The organism is Sphingopyxis sp. A083, from assembly GCF_001468495.1.
Taxonomy (GTDB): domain Bacteria; phylum Pseudomonadota; class Alphaproteobacteria; order Sphingomonadales; family Sphingomonadaceae; genus Sphingopyxis; species Sphingopyxis terrae.
The window spans coordinates 173,804-200,377 of the sequence record NZ_LNSK01000003.1; the positions used below are offsets into that span (position 1 = coordinate 173,804).

Consider the following 26,574-nt stretch of genomic DNA (forward strand, 5'->3'; position numbering starts at 1 on the left):
CGATGCCGCGTCCTTGTGTCCCCCCAAATGCCCGCGTTTCGGCCATGATCTTGACCCTATGGCCGCGTTTCTGAACCGTCCGTGACCGCGCTTTCGGCGGCAGCGGCGGTATCGGTGTCGGCGCCTGTCGTCACCAGCGCGATACGCGACAGGCCGGCGCGGTTGAGTTCGCCCATCACCCGCATTACGCGGCCATAGTCGAGCCCCTTGTCGGCGCGCAGCATGATCTGTCGCGGCTTGTCGCCGTCCTTCGTTTCGCGCGCGATGGCATCGAGGCGGGCCGACAGTTCGGCCTCGGGGACGACCTGATCGCCGATATACAGCGTGTCGTCGGCATTGATCGACAGTTGCACCGGCTCCTGCTCCTCGGTTTCGATCGGCTTGGCCCGGCTTTCGGGCAGGTCGATCGGCACCGCCGAGGCAAGCAGCGGCGCGGTGATCATGAAGATGATCAGCAGCACCAGCATAACGTCGACGAGCGGGGTGACGTTGATCTCCGACATCGGCGCCCGGCGCCCGCCGCGCCCGCGACGCCGGCCGCCGACGCCGCCCGAAGGTCCGGTCATCGCCATCAGGCTTCGACCTCCAGTTCGCGGCTGAAGGTCGCGTGCAGGCCATCGGCAAAGCGGCCGAGCCGCGATTCGAGCCGGTTCAGCCGCTGCGAAAAGGCGTTATAGGCAATCACCGCGGGGATGGCCGCGAACAGCCCGATCGCGGTTGCGAACAGCGCCTCGGCGATCCCCGGCGCAACGACGGCGAGGCTGCTGTTGTTCGATGCGGCGATCGCGGTGAAGCTGCGCATGATCCCCCACACCGTCCCGAACAGGCCGACGAAGGGCGCAACCGAACCGATGGTGGCCAGCGTGCCGATCTTTTCGGCGAGGCGGTCGACCTCACCGGCGACGGCGCTGTTCATCGCAATGCCCAGCCGTTCGCGCGTTCCTTCACGGTCGATGACCTTGCTCCGCGTCGAACGGCGCCACTCGCCGATCCCCGCAGCCAGCACCTTCGCGCTCGGCAATTCTTCATTGCCATTCTTGTCATAGAATTTGTCGATATTGTCGGCGCGCCAGAAATCGCGCTCGAAGCTGTCCGACGCCTTCATCATTTTGCCGACGCCGCGGCCGTGGGTGAAGATCACCGCCCACACATAGATGGACGCGGCAAGCAACCCGATCATTACCGCCTTCACGATGATATCGGCCTGCAGGAACAGCGCGATGGGGGACAAGGTCGCCGCGTCGGCGGCCAGCTTGATATTGTCTAGCAAGGGATGGTCTCTCCATTCATGATCGCGGTAAAGCGGCTGGCCCACCCGGCGGGCTGGCGGCGCGGCCGGCCCTCGGGCGACAGAAAAGCTGCGGTAACACGCCCGTTGGTTAACTCGTCCTGACCGCGAAGGATGCGTTGCGCGATAATCACGCTCGCGCCGCGCACCGCCTCGACGGTGCTGATAACCAGCAAATCATCATCGAGCTTGGCCGGGCGTACATATTTGATCGCAAGGTCGGTGACGGCCCAGGCGCCTTCGCCCGCTTCCATCGCCGCGCGCTGGTCGATCCCGGCGATGCGCAGCATGTCCGACCGGGCACGCTCCATATAGCGCAGATAATTGGCGTGATAGACGATGCCGCTGAGGTCGGTGTCCTCGAAATAGACGCGCAGCCGGTAGTGATGCGCGGCCCCGACAAAGGCGCCGGGGATGAAAGGAGGCGGAACGTCAACCATAGTTGCGAGCGATAGCGATGCTTCGACTCGTCGCAAAGCCCTCTTGAACGGTTCGTCGCAGCGCGGGGCCGGTTGACGGATTCAAAGCCGCACTTTTCCGTCCTATTTTGCCGCGCCGCCGCCAGAATCGAATAGTCCGTCCTGCACCCCCGCGGGCGGATTGAGGCCCAGATGCTTCCATGCGCTGGCGTTGAGGCAGCGGCCGCGCGCCGTGCGGGCGATCAGGCCGATCTGGAGGAGGTAGGGTTCGATCACATCCTCGATCGTGTCGCGCGGCTCGCTGAGGCCCGCGGCCAGCGTTTCGACCCCCACGGGGCCGCCGCGATAGATGTCGGCGATCATGGCAAGGTAGCGGCGGTCCATCGCGTCGAGGCCCAGCGCATCGACCTCCAGCCGGTTGAGCGCCGCGTCGGCCACCCGCGCGTCGACGATCTGCGCCCCCGCCACTGTCGCAAAATCACGCACGCGGCGGAGCAGGCGCCCGGCGATGCGCGGTGTGCCGCGCGAACGCTTCGCGATTTCGAGCGCGCCGTCGGGCGCGATGCCGAGGCCGAGCAAGCGCGCGGCGCGGCCGATCACTTGTTCGAGTTCGGCATGGGTGTAGAAATTGAGCCGCACCGGGATACCGAAGCGATCGCGCAGCGGCGTCGTCAGCAACCCCTGCCGCGTGGTCGCGCCGACGAGGGTGAATTTGGGCAGGTCGATCCGCACGCTGCGCGCCGACGGCCCTTCGCCGATCATGATGTCGAGCGCGCGGTCCTCCATCGCGGGATAGAGGATTTCCTCGACTGCGGGCGACAGGCGGTGGATCTCGTCGATGAAGAGGACGTCGCCATCCTCCAGATTGGTGAGCAGCGCGGCAAGGTCGCCCGCCTTGGCGATGACCGGGCCGCTGGTCGACCGGAAACCGACGCCCAGCTCCTTCGCAACGATCTGCGCCAGCGTCGTCTTGCCCAGCCCCGGCGGGCCGAAGAAGAGCACATGATCGAGCGCATCGGCGCGCGCCTTTGCTGCCTCGATGAAGATGCGCAGATTCTCGCGCGCCGCGGCCTGACCCACGAATTCGGCGAGCGACTTCGGCCGCAGCGCGGCATCGGCATCCTCGGGGGTGCGGACAGGGGTGGTGAGCTCGGTCACGATACGGCGATACCCATATTTGTCGTCATGCTGAACTTGTTTCAGCATCCACGGGCGGAACTCTCGTCCGGCACTGCGCCGAAGGAAGGGGCAGGCCATGGACCCTGAAACAAGTTGGCGATTATCCCCTTGCGACAAGAAAGGTGCGTTCCCCCGCGAAGGCGGGGGTCCAGTTCCAACAGGGAGACGCGCGGCAGCGCGGCCTTCGACGCTTCGCGTCGAAGCTGGACCCCCGCCTTCGCGGGGGAACACTTACTTGTTTGAGCGCGATATATGCCAAACAAGTTCAGGGTGACGGGATGGATGAGGCGACGGTCAATCATAATGCTCGATCCCCTCGCCGGTGATCGAAACCCAAGGCTCCTTGCGCTCCTCATACACCGAATAGTCGGGGACGAAGCCGTGGCCGGGTGCGAAATTGCCGAGCGGGATGGCGTAGGCGTCGTGATAGGGGCGCGCGCGATACCAGACGCCCGAACCGCAGGTGCCGCAAAAGAAGAAGTCGGCGGTGTTGCCGCTCTCGCCGGTATATTGCCACATCTTCGCGCTCGCTTCGCCCTCGATGCGGACCTGCTCGACGGGAAAGCGGACCTGCGCGGCAAAGGCGCTGCCGCTGCGCGCCTTGCACTCGCGGCAATGGCACACCGACACGCGGATCGGCTCACCGGTGCAGGCGATGCGGATCTGGCCGCAGCGGCACGAGGCGTGGCGGGTGAGGGCGGTCATTTCGCCGCCTTTTTGAGCGCGACGCGAACCAGCGCATCCAGAGTGGCGCCCGCGCCCAGTTCCTCGCTCGCCGCGGCGACGGCGGCGCTCGCTTCGCCAGGTTTGAAGCCGAGGCCGGTGAGGGCGGTCACGGCATCGCCGAGCGGGCCGGCGGCCGGGACGGCCGCGGGACCGGTGCCGGCGATCCCGCCCAGTGCGCTCGCCTTGTCCTTCAGTTCGTGCGCGATGCGTTGTGCGAGCTTCGGCCCGACGCCGTTGGCGCGCGCGATCATCGCGCTGTCGCCGCTGGCGAGTGCGCGCTGCAGGTCGGCGACTTCGAGCGCGGAGAGGATCGCGAGCGCGACCTTTGCGCCGACGCCCTGGACGCTGGTGAGCAGGCGGAACCAGTCGCGTTCCTCGGCGCGGGCGAAGCCGAGCAGGCGCAGGAAATCCTCGCCCACCAGCATTTCGGTGTGGATGGTGACATCGCCGCCGACCGGGCCGAGCGCGTCGAGCGTGCGCGCCGATGCCTCGACCAGATAACCGACGCCGCCGACGTCGATCACCGCATGGCCTGCGCCGCTTGAATCGAGCCGTCCGGTGAGTTTGGCGATCATCTGGTTTCTAACATCCGTTCGGGCTGAGCTTGTCGAAGCCCTGTCCTTCCCCTTTTGTTCTCCTTAAGAGAAGAACGGCCCTTCGACAAGCTCGGGGCGAACGGCGTGGGGATTTAAACCTTGGGCCGGTGGTTCGCATGGCAGATCGCGACCGCCAGCGCATCGGCCGCGTCGGCGCCTGCAACCTTCGCGCCGGGGAGCAGCACGCGCAGCATCGCCTGCACCTGCTCCTTCGCCGCACCGCCGGTGCCGACGATCGCCTTCTTGACCAGCCGCGGGGCATATTCGGTGACCGTGAGCCCGCCGCGCGCGCAGCCGAGGAGAACGACGCCGCGCGCATGCGCGAGCTTCAACGTCGATTGCGGATTGTCGTTGACGAACACTTCCTCGACCGCTGCCTGCGCCGGGGCATGGTCGGCGATCACGGCCGCGAGTGCAGTATCGAGATACGCCAGCCGGTCGGGCAGGGGGGCCTTTGCGTCGGTCTTGATCTGACCGTTGGCGATGTGGCTGAGCCGGCTGCCCTCGACGCGGATGACGCCCCAGCCGGTACAGCTGAGCGAGGGGTCGAGACCGAGGATGATCATGTTAGAAGCCCCTCCCGCTTGCGGGAGGGGTTTGGGGTGGGCAAGCGGCGCGCCGTGCATCGGCCCACCCCCGGCCCCTCCCGCAAGCGGGAGGGGAGGGGTTTGTCATCCGAGCTTTTCCATCACCGCGTCGGGGATTTCATAATTGCCCCACACGGTCTGCACATCGTCGTCATCGTCGAGCGTGTCGATCAGCTTGAACAGCGTCTGCGCGACGCTTTCGTCGGCGACTTCGCTTTTCAGCGTCGGGCGCCACGCGAGTTTCACGCCTTCGGCTTCGCCCAGCTTGGCTTCGAGCGCCTTTGCGACTTCGTGCAAGGAATCGACGCTGGTCCAGATGTCATGGCCATCTTCGGTCGATTCGACATCGTCGGCGCCCGCATCGAGCGCGGCTTCGAAGACCGTGTCGGCGTCGCCCGCGCTTGCCGCATAGCTGATCATGCCGAGCCGGTCGAAGCCGTGGCTGACGCTGCCCGACGTGCCGAGGTTGCCGCCATTCTTGCTGAACGCGGTGCGGACATTGGTCGCGGTGCGGTTGCGATTGTCGGTCAGCGCTTCGACGATCAGCGACACGCCGCCGGGGCCATAGCCTTCGTAACGGATTTCCTCGTAATTCTCGCCGTCATTGCCCGCGGCCTTGTCGATCGCGCGCTGGATATTGTCCTTGGGCATCGACTGCGCTTTGGCGGCGTTGACCGCCGCGCGAAGGCGGGCGTTGGCGTCGGGATCGGGCAGGCCCATCTTTGCCGCCACCGTGATTTCGCGGCTGAGCTTCGAAAAGAGGCTGCTGCGCTTTTTGTCCTGCGCACCCTTGCGGTGCATGATGTTCTTGAATTTGCTATGGCCGGCCACGGCCTACCTCCCTTAACGGAAAAATCTGGGGCCGCCCCTAGCGCGAAGCGCGGTCGCAGACAACTACGGGCGGCGGCGCCGATCAGACAACCACGGCGGTTCCCGAAGCGCTGACCATCAGCATCGATCCGTTCTGGCCGAGCACTTCATAGTCGAGATCGACGCCGATCACGGCGTTGCCGCCAAGGCGCGCGGCTTCGGCTTCCATTTCCCCAATCGCTTCCTTGCGGGCGCGGGCGAGGACATCTTCATATTTGCCCGAGCGGCCGCCGACGATGTCGGTGATGCTGGCGAACAGATCGCGGAACAGGTTCGCGCCGACGATCACCTCACCGGTGACGATGCCCAGATATTCGCGGACCGGATGGCCTTCGACAGCGTTGGTCGTGGTGCTGAACATCGTCACTCTCCTTGGCTTGGGGGCGGGCTCAGACGATGCCGAGCGCCGATTTGTAAACGTCGAGGATCGCTTCCATTTCCTTGCGGTCATGGACCGGCATTTTACGCAGTCGCACGATCTGGCGCATGATCTTGGGATCATAGCCCTGCGACTTCGATTCCAGATACACGTCGCGAATATCGTCGGCGATGCCCTTTTTCTCTTCTTCCAGCCGCTCGATGCGCTCGATGAAAAGGCGCAGTTGTTCGTCGGCAGTCGTGGCTTCGCTCATTTTATGCTCCGATGGATAGGAATGGTTGTGGCGAGAATCGCCTCGGGCGTCCGATTAGCGGGGTCAGGGATTCTTGGCCATGCTTTCTTCCATGCGGGCAAGCTGCTGAGGGGTGACGGCAACGTGAAAGCGCGCCTTCCATTCGGCGGTCGGCATGCCGTGGACGATGGCGCGGGCGCTTTCCTTGTCGAGGTCGCCCGCTTCGGCGATCCAGTCGCCGAGGCAGTTGCGGCAAAAACCCGCGAGGCCCATCAGGTCGATATTCGCCGCGTCGCTGCGGTGGCGGAGCAGGCGGACAAGGCGGCGGAAGGCCGCGGCGGCGACGGCATCGTCGATGCTGTCGAGGGGGTCGGCGGTCATCGGTTGGTCATCGCTGCACGACATGACATTCTCCGGTCTGTGGATGAATAGCTATACGGCGGTTGCGCTTCGGCAGGCAACGCGCCATGCCACGCGGCCGTAGCGATATTGTAGATCAAGAGACAAGCGGAGCAATCGTGGTCCAGAGCTTTACCCCCCGCCAGCGCAAGGTGCGTATTCTTGCCACGCTCGGTCCCGCGAGCGCCAATGCCGAAATGATTGCCGCACTGCACCGCGCCGGCGCCGACGCCTTTCGCGTCAACATGAGCCATGGCGACCATGAAGGCCACGCCAAGGTCATCGCGGCGATCCGCGCGCTGGAAAAGGAAACGGGGCGGCCCACGACGATCCTGGTCGACCTGCAGGGGCCGAAGCTGCGCGTGGGCACCTTTCGCGACGGGCCAGCCGAACTGGCGACAGGCGCCACCTTCGTTCTCGATACCGACAAGGCGCCGGGTGATGCCAGCCGCGTCCACCTTCCGCATCCCGAACTGTTCGCCGCGCTCGAACCCGAAACGCGCCTGCTGGTCGATGACGGCAAGCTGGTGCTGCGCGTCAAGAGCGTCGCCCCCGACCGGATCGAGACGCTGGTCGAGGTCGGCGGCAAGATTTCGGACCGCAAGGGCGTCAACGTCCCCGACGTGGTCGTGCCGCTCGCCGCGCTGACCGAAAAGGATCGCCGCGACCTTGCCTTCGCGCTCGACCAGCATGTCGACTGGATCGCGCTGTCCTTCGTCCAGCGGCCCGAGGATGTTGCCGAGGCGCGGCGGCTGATCGGCGGCAAGGCGGCGCTGCTCGTCAAATTCGAAAAGCCCGCCGGGGTCGCGCGGCTGGAGGAAATATTGGAGATCGCCGACGCGGCGATGGTCGCGCGCGGCGACCTGGGCGTCGAATTGCCGCCCGAGGCGGTGCCGCCGCTGCAAAAGCGGATCGTTGCGGCGGCGCGGCGGATGGGCAAGCCGGTCGTGGTCGCGACCCAGATGCTCGAATCGATGATCGTCTCGCCGACGCCGACCCGCGCCGAAGTGTCCGACGTCGCGACCGCCATCTATGACGGCGCCGACGCGATCATGCTGTCGGCGGAAACGGCGGCAGGGGCGTGGCCGGTCGAAGCGGTGACGATGATGGATTCGATCGCGCGCTCGGTCGAAAGCGATCCCGACTATTATCGGCGGCTGCACTTCACCGAGACGCAGCCCGATGCGACCACCGCCGATGCGCTGGCCGAGGCCGCGGGCAGCATCATCGAGACGATCGCCGCCGATGCGATCATCTGTTTCACCGCATCGGGATCGACCGCGCGCCGCGTCGCGCGCGAGCGGCCGAATGCGCCCTTGCTCGTGCTGACCCCGAAGCGCGATGCGGCGCGGCGCATGGGGCTGCTGTGGGGGGCGCATGCGGTGCCGACCAAGGATATCGGCAGCTTCGAGGAGATGATCGCCAAGGGTAAGCGCATGGCGCTACGCCACGGCATCGGCAAGGCGGGGGCCAAGCTGGTGATGATGGCGGGGGTGCCCTTCGGGACGCCGGGTTCGACCAATGTGCTGCACGTCGCGACGCTGACCGGCGACGAACTGCGCGGCTATAGCTGAACCGGACGCCGGCGCGGCCGAGTCGATTCAAATCGAGACAAGAGTTAGCGGCGGATTCAGAAAATTTTCGCGCTGATTCAGTTCGAGACGCTTTAAAATGGTAAATGGACTTTGCACCATTGACCGTGCGCGGCATAGTCGCTGGAACGAAGGCGACGGCGCACCGCGGTGGGGGCGCTTCTGCAAATCCGGAGGTTGAGCCCGCGTGTCCGCACCGTTCCGTTTTCCGCGCTTTTTCGTGACCAGCCCGGCGCCGTGCCCCTATCTGGCCGGCAAGACCGAGCGCAAGGTTTTCACCGAACTGAGCGGCAATAATGCCAATGAGCTGAACGATGCGCTCGGCCGGATCGGCTTTCGCCGTAGCCAGTCGGTCGCCTATCGCCCAAGCTGCGCCGATTGCACCGCCTGTGTGTCGGTGCGCGTCTGTGCAGGCGAGTTCAAGCCGAGCGGATCGCAGAAGCGGACGATCCGCCGCAATGCCGATCTGGTCGTCACGGCGTGCAAACCCTGGGCGACCGAGGAGCAATATGCGCTGCTGCGATCCTATCTCGGCGCGCGCCACCCCGATGGCGGCATGGCCGATATGGACGAACAGGATTTTGCCGACATGGTCGAGCAAACTCCGGTCGACAGCTATATGATCGAATATCGCGAGCCGACGACCGATGGTTCGCGCGGCCGGCTCGTCGGCTGCTGCCTGACCGACCGTCAGGGCGACGGCCTGTCGATGATCTACAGCTTCTTCGATGCCGCCCATCCGCTGCGCGAGGGGCTGGGCACCTTCATCATCGCCGACCATATCCGTCGCGCGTCCAAGGCGGGGCTGCCCTATGTCTATCTGGGCTATTGGATCGAAGGATCGGCCCGCATGGCGTATAAGGCGCGCTTCCGCCCGCTGGAAAAGCTGGGGCCGGAGGGCTGGACGCGGTGCGAGCCGGTGGCGTCCGATCGCATTGCGGCGATGTTCGAGATCGCCTGACCGGCAGAGACGCGTCTTTAGCGCTTCAATATCATGTTCGCCGGCCGCGGTGCGCGCGTCGCCGGTCGACCTTTTCCCGCATTGACCTTTTCCCGCATTCAAGGGCATAGCTACGCCTTCCAGGACATAAGTCCGGGTCGCATCCGTAAATTGATCGCCAAATGGGGCCGGCGAGAGGGGGAAGGGATGCTGGTGCGCATGGTCATCTGCAGCGACGGCGACGGGCGCGACGACGGGTCGCGGAGCCATCGCGCATGAGCGACGCGGTCAAGGTCGCGATCATCGGATCGGGGCCCGCCGGCCTGAGCGCGGCGGCGCGCGCGGCGCAGCTCGGGCTGGCGCATGTGCTGCTGGAAAAGACCGACCATCTTTCGGATACGATCTTCAAATATCAGAAAGGCAAGCGCGTCCTTGCGACGCCCGAACGGCTCGATTTGCGGTCCGACTGCCGTTTCGCCGAGGGCGCGCGCGAAACGATCCTGGGCAATTGGGATCAGGATGCCGCGAACAACGGGGTCAATGTCGCCTATCAGGCGGAGGTCGTCGAGGTATCGGGGCAGAAGGGCGCCTTTTCGATCAAGACCGCCAAGGGCACGGTGATCGCGGCAGAAAATATCGTCCTCGCCATCGGCACGCAGGGCAATCCCAATCGCCTGCGCTGCGACGGATATGATCTGCCGCACATCATCTATCAGGTCGACGATCCCGAGGATTTCAAGAACCAGCATATTACGGTCGTCGGATCGGGCGATGCGGGGATCGAAAATGCGCTCGGCGTCGCCGAGGAAGCGCTCGAAAACACCGTCACCATTCTGAACCGGTCGAAGGATTTCGCGCGCGCCAAGGCGAAGAATGTCTCCGACATGATGGAGGCGGGCGAGAACGGCTTTCTGTCGATCCGCACCGAAACGCAGCCCAAGCTGGTCGAGCCCGGCTGGCTGACGCTGGAAACGCCGAACGGCGACGAGCGGATCGAATGCGACGTGATCGTCGCGCGGCTGGGGTCGGTCGCGCCGCGCGGCTTCGTCGAATCGATGGGGATCGAATTCACCGGCCCGGACCGCGAAGCCTTTCCCAAATTGTCCCCAACCTTTGAATCGACCGTTCCGGGCATTTTCGTGATCGGCGCGCTCGCGGGCTATCCGCTGATCAAGCATTGCATGAACCAGGGCTATGACGTCGTCGAGTTCATCAACGGCAACAGCGCGCTGACCCCGGCCGACGAAAAGGATCTGGCGGCGATCTTTGCCGATTTGCCGCAGAAGAAATCGGTCAGCGAATGGCTCGACTATCTGCGGACGCGGGTTCGCATCTTCGCCGATGTGTCGCCGCTGCAGATGCGCGAATTCATGCTCGATTCGAAGGTCGCCTTCTATCGCCGCGGCGAGGTGGTGTTCGAAAAGGGCGAGCCGGGATCGTCGCTGTTTGCGATCGCCGACGGTCACGCCGAGGTGGAAGTGGCGCCCGGTGTCACGGTGCCGATCGAACAGGGGTCGATTTTCGGCGAGGTCGGGCTGATCTCGGGCCGCAAGCGCGGTGCGACGATCCGCGCCGGCGAGGACAGCATCTTCGTCGAGGTATCGCGCACCGCCGCGCTCAAGCTGATGGCCGCGGTGCCAGGAGCGAAGCGCGTCATCAACCGCATCTCGCTCGAACGCCAGTTGCTGCAAATCTTCAAGGGCGGCCTGATCGTCGATGATCTGCAGGAGGTCGTCGACCAGGCCGAGGTCGTGCGCGTGCCCGCGGGCAAGGTGGTCGTGACCGAAGGCGAGCAGGGCGACGATGTCTATGTCATCCGGTCAGGCTCGATGGTCGTCGAAAAGGATATCGGCGGCAAGCCGATCTTCCTACGCTATCTGCCCGCTGGCAGCTATTTCGGCGAGATGGGCGTGCTCAGCGGCGAGCCGCGCAATGCGACGGTCAAGGCCGCGGTCGGCAGCGAGGTCATCAAGCTGACCGGCGAAAGCTTTCGCAAGATGCTCGCCGCGCGGCCGCAGGTGCGCGCCGCCACCGAGGCGGCGGTCGCCGAACGCGCGGCGATGAACGCCTTCATCGAATCGCGCAAGGCGAGCTATTCGAGCGCGGTCGACCTTTATTCGGACACCGCCAGCTTCATTATGAAGGAGGGGCTGGGCGAGGCGACCGACGCGCTGCTGATCGACGAAAATCTGTGCGTCGGCTGCGACAATTGCGAAAAGGCCTGCGCCGACAGCCACGAGGGACTGTCGCGGCTCGACCGCGAGGCGGGCAAGACCTTCGCGCATCTGCATGTACCGACAAGCTGCCGCCACTGCGAACATCCGCACTGCATGGCCGACTGCCCGCCGAACGTGATCCACCGCGGCCCCGACGGCGAGGTGTTCATGGAGCCGGGTTGCATCGGCTGCGGCAACTGCATGCGCAACTGCCCCTATGGCGTGATCCGGATGGAGGCCGCGCCGCCGCCGAAGCCGGGGCTGCTTAGCTGGCTGCTCTTCGGCAAGGGGCCGGGGCCGGGCGAACCGTCGCCCAAATGGACCAAGAAAAAGCTCGGCGACGAAAAGCCCAAGAAAATCGCGGTGAAGTGCGACATGTGCAAGGGCATTGCCGGCGGGCCGGCCTGCGTTCGCGCCTGTCCGACCGGGGCCGCGATCCGCGTGTCGCCCGAGGAGTTTCTGTCGATCGCGCGGCTCGAGGAGGATGCGGGCTGATGGCGAGTCTGTTTCCCAGAAGGCTTTTGGGCCGCCGCAACCGAGCCACGCAGACCGAACGCGTCCGCGAGCGCAAGCATGAGGGCTTTCTGCGCTACGCCAATTTCCGCTGGGCGAAGATTTCGGGCGGCCTCTGCCTGCTCGTCATCACCTCCTATGCGCTGATCGACGTGACGCCGCGCCCCAATGGCGGAAGCTGGTACGGCTATACGCTCGGCACCATCGGCGCGCTGCTGATCCTCTGGCTCACCGCGCTCGGCTATCGCAAGCGCAAGATGACGCGCGACGCCTGGTCGCTGAAGGCGTGGACGTCGGCGCATGTCTATCTGGGGCTGAGCCTGCTCGTCATCGGCACCTGGCACACGGGTTTCCAGCTCGGCTGGAACGTCCATACGCTCGCTTGGGCGCTGATGATGCTAGTCATATTGTCGGGGCTTTATGGCGTCATCGTCTATGCGACGCTGCCCGCGGCGCTGTCGAACAATCGCGACGAGATGACGCAGATGCAGATGCTGGAGGCGATCCGCGCCTTCGACCGCCAGTTGCACGCCGCCGCGCAGCCGCTGTCGCCGGAGGACACGGCGCCGGTGCTCGCCTCGCTCGACGAAGATCCCTTCGCGGGGGGCATCAGGGCGCGGCTGACCGGGCGCTATCCGAAGGACGCGACGGCGGTGGCGCTGCGCGCGCTGTCGCTCGCGCACGGCGGTAACGCCGACGCGCGGCAGAAGGTCATCGGACTGCTTTCGCAAAAGGAAGCCGCACTGGCGCGTCTGCGCGCGCATTTGCGCATCCGGGCGATGCTGGAGATCTGGCTCTATGTGCATGTGCCGCTGACCTTCGCGCTGATCGCGGCGCTGTCGGCGCATATCATCAGCGTCTTCTTCTATTGGTGAGGCGGGGATCATGAGCTTCATCCTGCGCCGCATATCGACGACCAAGACGGGCAAGCAGATCGTTCGCGATCAGCCGCTGCCCGGTGCCAGCATCACGCTGGGCCGCGACGGCGGCAACACGATCCACGTCGCCGATCTGGCGGTGAACCCGCAGCATGCGACGATCAGCAGCGCCGACGGCCGCCATGTGCGGGTGCAGGCGAGCGAGGGGCTGGGGTTCGACCTCAACGGCCGGACGCTCGACATCGCCGACATCGACAGCGCGGCGGGGGCCGAACTGCGCTTTGGCGGCCACCGGCTGACGATCGCGCGCGAAGGGGAGAATATCATCCTTCTCGTCGAGCGGATCGACGAACTGTCGCAATCGTCGAAGGATGTCGACGAGGCCCGGGCCTTTTCGCTCGCCGCGGTAATGCCGGGGCGCCGCATGGGCGCCTGGGCCTTTGCGCTGGTCGTGCTGCTCGCCTTTCTGGTCGGGCCGATCTGGGCCTGGCACAGCTATCGCAGCGTCGATGTCCGGCCGCAGGGCTATCATGCCGACAAGGCGTGGCTGTCGGGGCCGCTGTCGAGCGCGCACGCCAGCCTGAAGAATGATTGCCAGGCCTGCCATGTCGATGCCTTCGTCGCAGTAACCGACAAGGCGTGCGTCGGATGCCACACGGGCGAGCATAAGGCGATGAGCGCGAGCCATGCCGATGCCTCGACCGCGATGCTGCTCGCCGCACGGCACCCGCCGGGTGTCGGCGAGAAAGTCCTCGCCGGCTTCGCCAAGGCGTTCAACAAGCCGCAGGGGCGCTGCGTCGAATGCCATACCGAACATGAGGGCGCGGGGCCGATGCCGCCGACACCGCAAAAATTCTGCGCCGATTGCCACGATGGCATGGCTTCGCGGCTCAAGGCGGCGGGGTTCAAGGTCGATGTCGCCGATGCCGGCGATTTCGGCACCGCGCATCCCGAATTCCGCCCACTCGTCCGCGCGGCGCCGGGCGCCAAACCGGCGCGCGCGATGCCCGGCACGGGGCCGCTGGTCGATTATGACGGCCTGAAATTTCCGCACGACGTCCATCTGGCCGCCAACGGCGGGGTGGCGCGGATGGCGGCAAGTTTCCGCGGCCAATATGATTTCGGCAAGAAGCTCGAATGTCAGAATTGCCACCGCCCCGATGCCGACGGGGTGCGGATCAAACCTGTCGTGATGGAACGCGACTGTGCGATGTGCCACAGCCTGGCCTTCGAAACCGTCGGCGGCGTTACCCGGACGCTGCGTCATGGCGAGCCCGATCAGGTCGTGGCGGACCTCTACGCCTATTATCGCTCGACCCCGCCGAGCCGGCCGCTGCAACTCGGCGGCATGGAACGGCGGCGGCCCGGCCAATATGCCGAGGGTCAGCTTTACAATATCTATTTCCGCGAGGTCGCGGTGCGGCCCAATCGCGCCGCCGATGCGGTGCGCGCGGTCTTTTCCAAGGGCGGGGCCTGTTACGACTGCCACACCATTTTCGCCCCCGTATCGGGCAACAATTGGCGGGTGATGGCGGTGAATCAGACCCCGCGCTATCTGGAAAAGGGCTGGTTCGATCACGATGCGCACAAGGCGACGAAATGCGCCGACTGCCATGCCGCCGCGCCGGGTTCGAAGGCGGCCAGCGACCTGCTGGTGCCGGGGCTGCGCCAGTGCCGCGACTGCCATGTGGGCGAGGGCGGCGCGCGGCTGGTGAAGGTCGAGACCGCGACCGAATCGCCGTGCGCCATGTGCCACGAATATCATTCGGACGGCGGCAAACCCTGGATGCCCGCCCGTCAGCGGAAGGTTAACAGCGCGGCAATCACGCATAAACCTCTGGCTGCTATCTATGATGTGAGCCTGATCACAGGCACCGAGGGGCGGGGCCTTTATGATGTGACGTGGCGCACACCTTCCTTGCACGGGGCAAGGCGGGGCGGGTGAGATATTGAAGGCCGCCAGAGGCCGAGCAGGGGACGGATATGCTGATCGCCCAGATCACCGATATCCATATCGGGTTCGATCCGGACAATCCGGCCGAATATAACCGCAAGCGGCTCGACGATGTGCTCGACGTGCTCATCGAGGGCCCGAACCGGCCCGACCTGTTGCTCGCGACCGGCGATATCACCGATCGCGGCGATGCCGACAGCTATCGCCGGCTCGCCACCGCCTTTTCGCGCTGCCCCTTTCCGGTCTGGCCGAGCGTCGGCAACCATGATTTGCGCGACAATTTCCACGCGCAGTTTCCGGGCTTCGACGACGGCAAGGGTTTCGTGCAATATGCGATCGAATTGCCCGACGTGCGGCTGGTCACGATCGACACGCTGGAGGAAGGGCGCCACGGCGGCGCCTTTTGCGACGCGCGCGCCGCATGGCTCGACGCCGAGCTCGGCCGCGATACTGCCAAGCCGACCTATATCGTCATGCATCATCCGCCGGTCGAGAGCGGCATCGAGTGGATGAACACCCATCCCGACGAACCATGGGTGCATCGCTTCACCGATGTCGTGCGCGGCCATCCCCATGTTCGCGGCCTGATATGCGGCCATTTGCATCGCAGCGTTACCGTGGCGTGGGAGGGGCGAACGGTCGCGATCTGTTCGTCGACCGCGCCGCAAGTGTCGCTCGACCTGCGCCCTATCGACGAAAATCATCCCGACGACCGCCCGATGATCGTGGCCGAAGATCCGGCCTATGCGCTCCATCGCTGGAACGGCCGTGAGCTCGTCAGCTTTTATGACCATGCCGGCGCGCACACGATGCTCGCTAAATATGACGCGCGGCTGCAGCCGCTGGTGCGCGAGCTGAAGGCGGAAAGGCCGGCTTAGGCGAGACCGGCAAGGGCAAGCACGCCCTCGATCCCCCGGCTCGTGATCGCCGGTTCGACGCCCAGCGGTTCGGCGGGGACGCCGAAGCGATTGACCCAGGCGGTGCGATAGCCGAACCAGGTCGCGCCCACCGCATCCCACCCGCCGAACGCCGCAAAGCCGATCTGTTCGCGCGGAATGTCCCACGCGTCGAGCGCCATCGCATAGGCCTTGGGCGACGGTTTGAAGGCGCTCACGCGGTCGGTACTCAGCGGCGGGTCGAAATAATGGGCGATGTCGTTGCGCCGCATATTGGCGGTGAGCGAGTCGGCGCCGAGGTTCGACAGAAAGGCAAGTCGAATTCCGGCGCCGCGCAGCGTTTCGAGCGCCGGACGAACATCGGGCCAGACGTCGAGTGCATCGTAAGCGCCGACAAGCGCCGCGCGTTCGGCGTCGCTCAGCGTTACCTGCATCGCTGCGGCGGTGTGCCGCAGCGCTGCGCCGGCGGTCGTGCGGAAATCGCGGTAACGGCCGGCGGCGGTTTCAAGCCAGCTATAGCCGAACAGCTTAGCCGACCATTGGGCCGCAAAGGCCTCTCCCTTGTCACCCACGATGGCTTTGACGCGCGCCGCAACGCCGCGCGGATCGAATATCGGAAAACCGTCGAAGCCGATCGCGCGGATCGGCGCGGCGGCTGCGGCGCGCGCGGGAAGGGCGGCCGCAACGGTCGAAGCCGCGGCGCCGATCAGCAACGTACGGCGAGGAAGAAGGGGAAACATGGCAATCCTTTGCACGATGGGAGAGGCCTCTTCCCATTCGCGCGAAAGGATCGAAAGGTGACGGCGCGGGCGATCAATAACCCAGGGTCAGGTCGACCTGCGGTTCGACCGCTTCACCCTTGTGCCAGCGATCCAGATTTTCGAGGAAGCGCTGCGCCGAGCGGACGAACATCTTGTCCTGCGCGCGGCCCGACAGGTGCATCGTGACATGCGCGTTGTCGAGGCTCCACAACGCATCGTCGGCGGGCAGCGGCTCGGGGGTCGTCACGTCGAGGAAGGCGGCGGCGATCTGCTTCGCGTCGAGCGCCGCGACCAGCGCATCCTGATCGACCACGCTGCCGCGGGCGATGTTGACGAGCGTGGCGGTCGGCTTCATCGCGGCAAGTTCGGCGGCGCCGATCATGCCATCGGTTTCGGGCGTCGCCGGAACCGCCAGAATCACCCAGTCGAAGTCGCCCAGTTTCGCGCGCCACTGGTCCGGCGTCAGCGTGTTGGGGTCGCCTGAGTCTTTAGGGGGCGACCGGCGCACGATGGTCACATCGACCGCGAAGCCCTTCAGCCGCTCCTCGATCAGCTTGCCGATCGCGCCATAGCCGAGCAGCAGCGCCTTCGATCCGAACAGTTCGACCTTGCCCGGCGAATCCATCAGCCATTCGCGGCGATCCTGCGCCCGCACGACCTCACGATAGCCCTTGGCCACGGTCAGCATTCCCATCACGACATATTCGGCGATGGTGATCGCGTTGATCCCGGCGCCGTTGGTGACGACCGTCCCGCGCTCCGCGAGCAGATCGAGCGGCATGCCATCGACCCCGGCATAGATGGAGTTGAGCCATTTCAGCCGCGTCGCGGCGGTGATCGTTTCCGCCATGTCGTCCTTGTCGTACATATCGAACCAGCCGATCTCGGCCTCGGGCGCCATCGCCATCGCCTCGTCCTTCGTCGTGAAGAAGCGCGGCTCGACCCAATCGGGCAGGCGGCCTTCGACCAGCGGGCGGATCAGGCCGGACAGGACGGTGACGGTCTTGGTCATAAAAATCTCCCCTCCCGCTTGCGGGAGGGGCCGGGGGTGGGCCAGTCCTGCACTGCGGGCGGGCCCTTCATGCCCACCCCTAACCCCTCCCGCAAGCGGGAGGGGAACTTAATTTTCCAGCCGCCAGTCCCAACCGAGCGGATCGCCGTCCATCACCTCGACGCCCGCGGCGATCAATTCGTCGCGGAGCTTGTCGGACGTGGCGAAATCCTTTGCCGCGCGCGCTTCCTTGCGGCGGGCGAGGGCGGTTTCGATTTCCTCGTACGTGATGGCCGCCGCTTTGGGGCGGATGCGCAGATCTCCGCGCAGCACGTCCAGAAGACTGATGCCCAGAACGCCGTCGATGGTCCCGATCGCGGCGCGCTTTTGTCCGGCGTCGATCCTTTTCATCGCGATGACGTCTTCGAGCAGCGTCAACGCGACCGAGGTGTTGAGGTCGTCCGAGATGGCGGCGTCGAACTTTCCGAGCAGGTCGGTCAGTCGGCGATCTTCGACCGCTGCGGCGGGAATGTCGCGCACGGGAGCGACGCCCATCACCAGCCGTTTGAGCCGTGTGAGCGCCGCGCCCAAACCCTCCCACGAAAATTCCAGCTCACTGCGATAATGCGCCTGCAGGCACATCAGGCGGTAGGCGAGGGGGTGGTAGCCCTTGTCGATCAGCAGTTGCAGACGCAGGAATTCGCCCGAACTCTTGGACATCTTGCCGCTGCGTTCGACGAGGAAATTATTGTGCATCCACATCCGCGCGCCGCTGTCGGCCGAGCAGCTATGCGCCTGGTTCTGGGCGATTTCGTTGGGATGATGGATTTCGCGATGGTCGATGCCGCCGGTGTGAATGTCGAACGGAAAGCCGAGCAGCGCCTCCGACATTACCGAACACTCGAGGTGCCAGCCCGGCGCGCCGCGCCCCCAGGGCGAATCCCATTCCATCTGGCGCGTCTCGCCCGGCGGCGTCTTGCGCCAGATCGCAAAATCGGCCCAGTGGCGTTTCCCCTCTACTTCGCTGATCCGCATGTGCGCGGATTCCTCGAACTCGATCTTGTCGAGCATGTGTCGCCCAGCAAGTGTGCCATAGTCAGGGACGGTGGTCGTGTCGAAATACAGCCCCTCAGCAAGCTCGTAACAATGCTTGTCCGCGATCGCCTTCGCGAAGTCGATCATCTGCGGCACATAGTCGGTGGCGATCGACCAATGCGCTGGTTGGCGGATGTTCAGCGCCTTGATGTCGGCCCAATAAGCCTCGGTATAATGGCGCGCGATGTCCCAGATCGACTGGGCGCGTTCGGCCGCCGCCTTTTCCAGCTTGTCCTCGCCCGCATCGGCGTCGTCGGTCAGGTGGCCGACGTCGGTGATGTTGATGACGTGGGTGAGCTTGTAGCCCTTGTAGGTCAGCGTCCGGCCCAGCGTGTCGGCGAAAACATAAGCGCGCATGTTGCCGATATGCGGATAATTATAGACTGTCGGCCCGCACGAATAGACGCGCGCTTCGCCGGGGTGGACGGGCGCGAAGGGCTCCAACTGGCGCGTCAGGCTGTTGAACAGCCGCAGCGGTGCGCCGGAAGCGGGGGCGGGGGTATCGGTCATGACCGCGCCCATGCCCCGGCCCGCCCGTCGGCGTCAACTGTGCACACGCGCGTCAGGGCGTCGTTGGCGTCCACAGATCGTCGTTGCCCGCGCCGGTAACCGGATCGTCGAGCAGCGGCGCGCCGCTCAGCGGATCGATGCCGCGGATCGTGATGAGCGGCACGGGCAGGCCGGTGCCGCCGCCGTCGCCGTCCTCATCGCCGCCAACCTCGTCCTCGACGACATCCTGCACGGGGAACTGATTGCCCGGATCGACGAAGGTGCAGCCGCCGGTGCTGATGATCAGGCACCCGTTGAAGGTCGACCGCATGTCGATCGTGCCGCTGGTCGGGGCCGAACCGTTGACGGTGAGGAACGGGATGGTGTCGAGCCCGGTGACTTGCCCGTTGGCGCCGAGCCGGACGCCGTTGATGACGATCCGCACGCCCGAAGAGGGCGCATCCACGTTCAGCCCGCCCGCGGCGAAGGTCAGCCCGCGCCGCTGTGCGTAGTCGGTCCCGGCACCGCTGTTCTGGACATAGAAGCTGCGGGACGTCGTGACGTTGATGCCGCCGGCGAACAAAGCGCCTTCGTCGCTGGTGACGCCGTCATTCTGTGCGAGGCGCGTGTCGATCGCGCTGGTCGAGGTCGCTGCTTCGACATCGGTGATGGCCGCCGCGGTGGCGACGAAGATATCGTTTCCGCGCAGATCCAGCACGCCTTCGGGAGCGCCATTAGCCGAAAGACGGATGCTGCCCTGACCCAGAATGATCTCGACTCGATCGTCGCCCGAAAGCGTCAGCCGGTTCGCGCTCGTCAGACCGGTCAGTTCGACCGCGCCGATCACGCGTGCCCGCCCGGGCGTCTGCAGCGTCAGCGAGCCCGCCGCGCCCAGATTGGAATTGCCCGCCAGCGTGAAGCTGTCGACGATCAGGTCGGTCGCCGCTGCACCGTTGGGCGCGTTGACGATGATGTTCGTCGCGAACAGCCGCGTCATCTCGGTCGCGTCGGCGTGATAGCCGTTCTGTGTGCCGTTGCCGCCGACGAAGGTGGGCGCGGCGCCATTGTTCGTGAGCGTCAGGCTCTGCGTGGTGCCGGCGGTCCCGACGCGGCCTTGTCCGGCAATCACGATGTCGTTCGACGCTAGCGCGATGCGCGGACCGCTGACGATGCCATCCACCTGAATGGCGCCGCTTGCGGTCGCGTTGAGGTCGCCGCCCGCCGACAGGTCGGTCAGGGCGATGCTGCCGCCTGTCGCCGCGAGATCGGCGCTGCCCGCCACGCTGCCGCTTGCGATCGAAAGATTGCCGGTCGAGCGGATCAGCGCGTTGCCGACATTGGCGGTAAGCGACGCAAATTGCATCGCGCCGCCGCGAATGTCGATGCTGTCGCCGCTTGCCGTGATCGGCCCGGCGGCGTTGAGCGCATCGACGCCGACCGCGCCGCCGCTGCTCGTGAGGGTGGTCGTCCCGCCCACGGTGATGGCGCCGAAATCGATGGCATCGACGGCCGTCAGCGCGAGATTGCGGCCCGCAGCGATGGCGTCGCCGCTGATCGCACCCGCCGAAGTCGCGACGATGTCGTCGAACGCGTCGAGGTTGGTGAGGACCGTATCGCCTCCCTGCGTGCGGATGCTGCTGTCGCCGCCGGTGATGCCGAGGCCCAGCGTCGTGCCGCCGTCAACGGCGATCGTCGTCGCCGCCGACAGCAGGATATCGTCGCCCGCCGAAAGGTTGGTGGCGTCGATCGAGGCCGCCGACGATGTGATATCGATGTCCGACCCGTCGATGCTCGACGTGCCTTCGCCCTGACCGATGGTAAAGCCGTTGCCTGGCACATAGTTGATCGTGAAGCCGTCGAGCCCGGCGCCGGTCGCGTCGAGCCCGTTCGCGATGATCGCGCCAGTGGCGCGGACGTCGATGTCGTCACCCGCCGTGACATTGGTCAGATTGGCGGTCGTACCGGCAAGGACGAGCAGATCCTCGCCGGCGGTCGCATTGGTGACGGTCGCCGCCTGTCCCGCGTTGACGCCGAACATGCGCGCCGCACCGCTGTCGGTCAGCGTGGCGTTGCCCGCCGCATCGGCGAAAACATTGCCGTCGGCGATCGCGCCGGTTGCCGGATCGGTATAGCCGCCATTGGCCGTCGCCGATGCGTTGATGTCGGCGTCTGAGGTGAGCAGGATGTCGCCGCCCGAGACATAGCTACCGCTGATATTGCCCACCGCGGCGACGACGATCGACCCCGCGACATCGGCATCGCTGATGCTTACCGCGCCGCCGGTGCCGGTCGCGAACAGCGGCCCGGCGCCAGTGACGGGGCCGGTGAGTGCGATGCTGTTGCCGGAGAGGTTGATCGAGCTGCCCGCGTCGATCGATCCGCCGGCGATGCCTTCGGCCCCAAGCGCAGTGCCCGAGGCGTTGAGCGTGACGAAGCCGCCCGCGCCGATGTTCGCGAACTGGATCGATTCCCCGTCGACCGAGACATAGCCGCCGGCAGTGGAGTTGCCGAGGTCGACCGCGCCGGGCGCGGTGATGATGATATTGCCGCCGGTGATGATCGAATTGAGCCCGGTGCGGAAACTCGCCGCGCTGGCGATGAAATCATTGTCCGCTTCGGCATGTTCGACGGATCCCGCACCGCTTGCGGTCAGGAAAATATTGCTGCCCTGCAGGCGATCGACGCCGATCGGGCCGTCGGTCGCGGTCAGCGACAGGTCGCCGCCCGCAACCAGGAACGAGCCGATGGCGCCGCTGATGCTCGATCCTGCGGTCGCAGTGAAATCGCCGCCGGTGCGGATCGTCGGCGGCGTGCCTTCGCCGAAATCGTGGCGGATATCGATCTGGTCGCCGGCTTCGATGGTCAGGTTGCCCGTTATGTCGAACAATCCTGCGGCCTGCCGATAGACGCCGACCGAACCGTCGCTGCGCAGCGATGCGTTGCCGCCGACATTGATGGTGCCATCGGTCGTCGCGACGAAGATACCGCTTGTCGCAACGTCGGTGTCATTGTTCGTCGGATCGGAGATGCCGTAGGTTTCGGCATCGAGGCTGGCGAAGTCGATCGTGCCGTCGGTGCGGATCTCGATCCGGCCAGCGAGCGCGCCGCTTGCGACCAGCGTCGTGTCGCCAAGGTCCATCGCGCCGGGGCCCGATTGGGTTGCCAGCGCCTCGATGACGATACGCCCGCCGCGGTCGGCGAAGATCGCGCCGTTTGCGCCATTGCCGCCGTTGCCGCCCGCGTCGACATTGCCGTCGCCGCCCATGCCGCCGTTGCCCGATGTGCCCGCCACGCTGATGTTGACCGGCGCACCCGCCGAACTGACCGTGCCGCCATTGGCAAGCAGATGGACGACGCCGCCCGAGCCCGCCCCGCCATCGCCGCCATCGCCGCCGGTGCTGCCCGGTATTTCACCGTTGAAAGCGCCGTTGCCGCCAGCGCCGCCGGTGCCGCCGCTCGCCAGCGTGACCGGCCCGCCATTCGCGCCGGCGAGAGTGAGCGTCGCATTCTCGCTCGCGACGGCTTCGATCGTGCCGCCGGTGCCGTCGCCGCCGTTGCCGCCATTGGGTCCGACGGTGTCGAGGAAGAAGGTGGAATTGCCGTCGCCGCCGCGTCCGCCGGTCCCGCTGGCCAGGAAGTTGGCCTGGGTGATCGAGGCCGCGCCATTGGCGCCGGTCGCCTCGACGCGCGCTGTGCCGCCGGTTGCCGCGCCGCCGTCGCCGCCCGCGCCGTCATAGCCGGTTCCGCCGCCGCCGCCGAGCGCCGTGGCGTCGAGCACGACGCCGAGCGGCCCGGCGTCGAAATCGGTCACGATCAACTGGGCAAGGCCGCCCGTCGCCGCGCCGCCGTCGTTACCGACCGAGCCATAGCCGCCAAGCCCGCCCGACGCCGCCGCGCGCGCCGTCAGCGTGTCCGCGACCCCGACCACCGAGGCGAGGTTGATCGTCGCCGTCCCGCCGGTGCCCGATCCGCCGCGGCCGCCGACGCTGATACCCGCAGGGGCGCCGAAGCTGCCCGAATCGTAACTGTTGCCGCCATTGCCGCCGATTCCGCCAGCGTCCGCGATCAGGTCGCCGGTGTCGATCGATCCGTCGGTTATGGTGATCGATGCCTGACCGCCCGTACCCGCGCCGCCATCGCCGCCGTTGCCGACCGCGACGCCGATGCTGCTGAAATCCCCGCCACTGCCGCCGCGGCCACCCGCATAGGCCGCCAACGTGCCGGTATCGATCGCGATCGGTCCGTCGATGACGATCGTCGCGGTGCCGCCCTGTCCATCGCCGCCATTGCCCGCAGGCTGAACCGGGTTCGAGAAATCGTCGTAGCCATAACTGCCTTCGCCGCCGAAACCTTCGGCATAGGCGGCTGCGGTCGATGCGCCGAAGCTGCCGCCCGACAGGGTCATGGTCGCGGTGCCGCCGATACCGTTGCCGGTGCCGGTCAGCGTCGAACCGCCATAGCCGTTGGCGGTGATCGACATGTCGCCGAAGCTCGCATCGCCGCCGGTCTGCGTATAGCTGATGGTGCCGCCCTGGCCGGTGCCGCTACCGGACCCGGGTTGGCCGCCGAAACCGTTGGCCGACAGGGCGAAGCGGCTTGCGCTCAGCGTGCCGTCGCTCAGCGTGACGACGACATCGCCGCCGACGCCATTGGCCGCGCCAGTGCCCGCTCCGCCGGGCGATTCGACATTGCCATAGCCGCGCCCCTCGGCATCGGCCGCAAAATCGCCGAGGGTCATCGTGCCGCCGTTCAGCACCTCGATCAGCGCATAGCCGCCGAGGCCCACCGGGATCGCGCCACCGGCGGGGTCGGTGTTGCCGCCCGAATAGCCGCCCATCGACAGCCGGATCGTTCCGGCAAGATCGATCGTGCCGCCGTCGGCGTGAAGCCCGATGAAGCCGCCGAAACCGTTGGCACCGCCGACGCTGTAGCCGCTCTGCCCATCGGCATTGAAGCTGCTGAACTGGCTGGGGTCGGTGGCGCTGATGCTACCGCCGCCGCGGGCGAAAAGGTCGATGTTGCCGCCTTGTGCGGCGCCGGTCGCACCCGCCGAATTGGCCGAACTGCCGTTGGCGGTCAGATAATAATAGTCGGCACCGACCGATCCGCCGTCGGCGTTGATGAGGATGTTGCCGCCGTCGCCGGTGCCGCCGCTCGTCGCCACCGTGAAGCCGCCGAAGCTGCCGCCGTCGGCGGTCATCTGCAGCATGCCGTCGGTGGTGATCGACCCGCCGCTCGTCGCGTCGATGCGGACGCCGCCGCCCTGGCCGTTGCCGATATTCTCGCTGCTCGAAACGATGCCGCCGGCGTCGAGCTGGATATAGAAGGTGCTGGCGATCGTCGCGCCGTTACTTGCGGACAGGCTGACGGTGCCGCCCTGCGAGTCCCCCGAGACGCCCGTATCGCCGCCCGAACTCGAGGCGCCGCCATTTTCGCCGTTGGCGAGAACGATCAGCGAGTTGAGATCGAGGGTGAAGGCGCCATCGGCCGAAACCGACGCGTCGCCGCCGGTGCCGTCGCCGCCCTGCGGCCCCGTGGCCGCATTGGCGCCGCCACCGAGGCCGCTTGCCGACAGATAGAGGTTCCCCGGAGCGATCTGGGTCGAATCGTCGCCGCTCGCGTTGAACGAGGCGGTGCCGCCGGCGCCGTTTCCGGCGGAGGCGGAGAAGATCGATCCGCTCGAACTCGACTGGCTTCCGCCGCCGAAACCCTGCGCATTGACGTCGGTCGAGCTCGACACGAAGGTCGTGCCAGGCCCGCCGGCGGTGATCCGCGCCGTCCCCCCCGTGCCGTCGCCCGAGCGGACGAGGCCGGTCTGGCCCTGGCCGTCGGCGGTCACGCGGACAAGGCTGCTGACCTGAACCGTGGCGCCGTCGGAGATGTCGAGTGTGGCGGTTCCGCCCTGACCGTCGCCGCTGTCGTCGGTGACGGTCGGGCCGCTTTGCCCGACATAGGCGCCGCCGCCGAGCGCGCCGGCATCGACGATCAGCGAGCCGACATTCAACGTGCTGCCGGGGCCGCTGACGCTGACGCTGGCGGTTCCACCGATCCCGGTTCCGCCGTCGCCGCCGTCGGTAAATCCGCCCAGGCCGCGCGCGCTGACCGTCACGCTGTTCGCCGAAACGCCGCCGCCATTAAGGACGGTCAGGCTGGCATTGCCGCCCTCGCCAACGCCGTTCACGTTATTGGCATCGCGCGAGGCCGTCACGAGGATGTCGGTGCCCGCGGCGAGTTGTCCGCCGTCGACGGTGATTGCCGAGGCCGTTTTCGAACGGACGATGAACTGACCGGTTGCACCGACCGCCTGAACCGCGCCGACGTTGATCGTCGCGCTGTTGTCGCCTTCGAACAGGGCATTGCCCTGGACCAGGATTCGCCCGAGCTGCGGCGGCGGGACGAAGGCTCCGCCGACCGGCGGAATCGTATCGATGGGCTGGCCCAGGAAATCGCCACTCGCGCGTGCGATGGTGTTGCTGCGGAACAGCGTGTCGTTGACCGTGATATTGGCCCCGACGCTGTTCGCCGGTGCCGTGTCGATCGCGCCCCCGGTGATATTATAGCCCGCCGACAGGATGACGGCGCCGTCGGAATCGGTCACCGCCGAAACGGCGTCCTGATAGCCGATCTGGCCCGACACGAGCATCGAGACGGCGTCATTCTTGGGAATGGCGACCATATAGATGCGCTGGGCGCCGCCGCTGACCTGCTGCTCCGGTCCCGTCGTAACGCCGCTGTGACTGATGACTTGACCGCCCTCGGCGCCGGTCAGCACGTTGATGTCGAACAGGCCCGCATTGATGCGGATGTCGGCCTGTTCGGCGGCGACATAGGCCGCCGACCCGTTGACGTTGACGATGCCGTCCTGGACGATGCGTGGGGCGACGAGCGCGACATAGCTGCCGCCCGCCGCGCCCATGTCGGCGGTGATCGAGGCGCCTGCGTCGATGCGGATCGCGGCGGTGCTGCCCGACGCGCCGCGAAAGCGAATTTCGCCCCCCGGTCCGAAAAGACCGCCGGTCGTGTCGATATCGTTGGCGGTGAGGAGAAGGCTGCCGACGTTGATCGCGCTGCCGCTGTTCATCAGGATGCCGCCGGCGTTGTAGAACCAGATACTGCCGCCCGTCGCGCCCGTCGCGGTGTCGGTGCTGTTGATGGCGCCGCTCAGCGCGATCTGCCGACTCAGCGATCCACCCGACCCGTTCACGAAGCGGTTGAGCACGACATAATTGCCGTTGCCGTTGAAATTCCACGTGCTGTCGGCGGGCAGGAGGTCGATTGCCCCGCCGGTCGGTGCCGTGTCGGTGGGCACCCAGTTGATGATGCTCTGATTCTGGGTGACGGTGACCGTTGTCGTCTTGGTACCCGCATTGCTCGACACCGAAGAGCCGATCCCGACATTGACGAACACGGGGTTCGCCTGCACCTGCGCCAGCGCCGGCCCGCCATAGGCAAGCGCGGCAAGGCCCGCGGCGATTGCGCAGCCCTGCAACAAGTGGCGCTTCGCCGAGCGTGCGGCGGGAATGCCGGTGTTTGCGGTCTTTCGCATGGCGATCGTTTCCGGTTCGAATTGCATG

21 protein-coding genes are annotated in these 26,574 nt (G+C 66.3%); 6 read left to right on the forward strand and 15 right to left on the reverse strand.

The features are described from left to right. Window positions 1-56: 56 nt before the first annotated feature. The 11 genes from tolR to ATE59_RS08225 form a co-directional block, all read right to left on the reverse strand. Window positions 57-572, reverse strand: coding sequence for a protein TolR (gene tolR, locus ATE59_RS08175; protein ID WP_058811998.1), 516 nt, complete (start codon window positions 570-572; stop codon window positions 57-59). Further along, on the reverse strand, window positions 572-1,270 hold the full coding sequence (gene tolQ / locus ATE59_RS08180) for a protein TolQ (RefSeq protein ID WP_003039244.1): 699 nt from the start codon (window positions 1,268-1,270) through the stop codon (window positions 572-574). The genes tolR and tolQ overlap by 1 nt, the downstream gene beginning before the upstream one ends. Then, window positions 1,264-1,728 carry a YbgC/FadM family acyl-CoA thioesterase gene (locus ATE59_RS08185; RefSeq protein ID WP_058811999.1) on the reverse strand — a complete coding sequence of 155 codons (465 nt, stop codon included), beginning with the start codon at window positions 1,726-1,728 and terminating at the stop codon, window positions 1,264-1,266. Before ATE59_RS08185 ends, tolQ begins: the two co-directional genes overlap by 7 nt. Window positions 1,729-1,830: 102 nt before the next feature. Continuing rightward, window positions 1,831-2,913 carry a Holliday junction branch migration DNA helicase RuvB gene (gene ruvB / locus ATE59_RS08190; RefSeq protein WP_003039239.1) on the reverse strand — a complete coding sequence of 361 codons (1,083 nt, stop codon included), beginning with the start codon at window positions 2,911-2,913 and terminating at the stop codon, window positions 1,831-1,833. A gap of 267 nt (window positions 2,914-3,180) precedes the next feature. Further along, entirely contained in the window at window positions 3,181-3,591 is a 411-nt protein-coding gene (locus ATE59_RS08195; protein WP_058812000.1) for a GFA family protein, read from the reverse strand. After that, window positions 3,588-4,187: a Holliday junction branch migration protein RuvA gene (gene ruvA / locus ATE59_RS08200; protein ID WP_058812001.1), complete on the reverse strand. Its 600-nt coding sequence runs from the start codon at window positions 4,185-4,187 to the stop codon at window positions 3,588-3,590. The genes ATE59_RS08195 and ruvA overlap by 4 nt, the downstream gene beginning before the upstream one ends. Window positions 4,188-4,300: 113 nt before the next feature. Continuing rightward, window positions 4,301-4,774, reverse strand: coding sequence for a crossover junction endodeoxyribonuclease RuvC (gene ruvC / locus ATE59_RS08205; RefSeq protein WP_058812002.1), 474 nt, complete (start codon window positions 4,772-4,774; stop codon window positions 4,301-4,303). 105 nt (window positions 4,775-4,879) lie between these two features. Continuing rightward, window positions 4,880-5,626 carry a YebC/PmpR family DNA-binding transcriptional regulator gene (locus tag ATE59_RS08210; RefSeq protein ID WP_003039229.1) on the reverse strand — a complete coding sequence of 249 codons (747 nt, stop codon included), beginning with the start codon at window positions 5,624-5,626 and terminating at the stop codon, window positions 4,880-4,882. 82 nt (window positions 5,627-5,708) lie between these two features. Next, entirely contained in the window at window positions 5,709-6,026 is a 318-nt protein-coding gene (locus ATE59_RS08215; RefSeq protein ID WP_058812003.1) for a YbjQ family protein, read from the reverse strand. Window positions 6,027-6,054: 28 nt separating this feature from the next. Next, window positions 6,055-6,297, reverse strand: a complete 243-nt coding sequence (locus tag ATE59_RS08220; protein ID WP_003039223.1) for a DUF2312 domain-containing protein — start codon at window positions 6,295-6,297, stop codon at window positions 6,055-6,057. Window positions 6,298-6,360: 63 nt separating this feature from the next. Next, entirely contained in the window at window positions 6,361-6,681 is a 321-nt protein-coding gene (locus ATE59_RS08225) for a DUF1244 domain-containing protein (protein WP_058812004.1), read from the reverse strand. Window positions 6,682-6,794: 113 nt separating this feature from the next. On the opposite strand from ATE59_RS08225, the gene pyk reads away from it, so the two are divergent. The 6 genes from pyk (at window position 6,795) to ATE59_RS08255 (ending at window position 15,646) form a co-directional block, all read left to right on the forward strand. Continuing rightward, complete coding sequence (gene pyk / locus ATE59_RS08230) at window positions 6,795-8,249, forward strand: pyruvate kinase (protein WP_003039219.1); 1,455 nt, start codon at window positions 6,795-6,797, stop codon at window positions 8,247-8,249. 205 nt (window positions 8,250-8,454) lie between these two features. Beyond that, on the forward strand, window positions 8,455-9,228 hold the full coding sequence (locus ATE59_RS08235; RefSeq protein WP_003039216.1) for an arginyltransferase: 774 nt from the start codon (window positions 8,455-8,457) through the stop codon (window positions 9,226-9,228). A 254-nt stretch (window positions 9,229-9,482) separates the two neighbouring features. Then, on the forward strand, window positions 9,483-11,918 hold the full coding sequence (locus ATE59_RS08240; protein ID WP_058812005.1) for a cyclic nucleotide-binding domain-containing protein: 2,436 nt from the start codon (window positions 9,483-9,485) through the stop codon (window positions 11,916-11,918). Beyond that, window positions 11,918-12,811, forward strand: a complete 894-nt coding sequence (locus ATE59_RS08245; RefSeq protein WP_231737214.1) for a hypothetical protein — start codon at window positions 11,918-11,920, stop codon at window positions 12,809-12,811. Before ATE59_RS08240 ends, ATE59_RS08245 begins: the two co-directional genes overlap by 1 nt. Window positions 12,812-12,821: 10 nt before the next feature. Then, window positions 12,822-14,759, forward strand: a complete 1,938-nt coding sequence (locus ATE59_RS08250) for a cytochrome c3 family protein (protein WP_058812007.1) — start codon at window positions 12,822-12,824, stop codon at window positions 14,757-14,759. A 38-nt stretch (window positions 14,760-14,797) separates the two neighbouring features. After that, a complete protein-coding gene (locus ATE59_RS08255) occupies window positions 14,798-15,646 on the forward strand; it encodes a metallophosphoesterase (RefSeq protein WP_058812008.1) in 849 nt (282 codons plus the stop codon). Here ATE59_RS08255 and ATE59_RS08260 read toward each other — a convergent pair. The 4 genes from ATE59_RS08260 to ATE59_RS08275 all read right to left on the reverse strand — a co-directional run bounded on the left by ATE59_RS08260 (window position 15,643) and on the right by ATE59_RS08275 (window position 26,573). Then, window positions 15,643-16,404: a haloacid dehalogenase type II gene (locus tag ATE59_RS08260; protein ID WP_058812009.1), complete on the reverse strand. Its 762-nt coding sequence runs from the start codon at window positions 16,402-16,404 to the stop codon at window positions 15,643-15,645. The two genes, ATE59_RS08255 and ATE59_RS08260, sit on opposite strands and share 4 nt — an antisense overlap. Window positions 16,405-16,477: 73 nt before the next feature. Then, window positions 16,478-17,437 (reverse strand): D-2-hydroxyacid dehydrogenase, encoded by a 960-nt coding sequence (locus ATE59_RS08265; RefSeq protein WP_003039200.1) that lies wholly within the window; start codon window positions 17,435-17,437, stop codon window positions 16,478-16,480. A 108-nt stretch (window positions 17,438-17,545) separates the two neighbouring features. Continuing rightward, the gene (gene cysS, locus ATE59_RS08270) at window positions 17,546-19,021 is read right to left on the reverse strand and encodes a cysteine--tRNA ligase (RefSeq protein WP_058812150.1); all 1,476 of its coding nucleotides are present in this window, start codon (window positions 19,019-19,021) and stop codon (window positions 17,546-17,548) included. A gap of 52 nt (window positions 19,022-19,073) precedes the next feature. Continuing rightward, window positions 19,074-26,573, reverse strand: coding sequence for a hypothetical protein (locus tag ATE59_RS08275; protein ID WP_058812010.1), 7,500 nt, complete (start codon window positions 26,571-26,573; stop codon window positions 19,074-19,076). Window position 26,574: the final 1 nt, after the last annotated feature.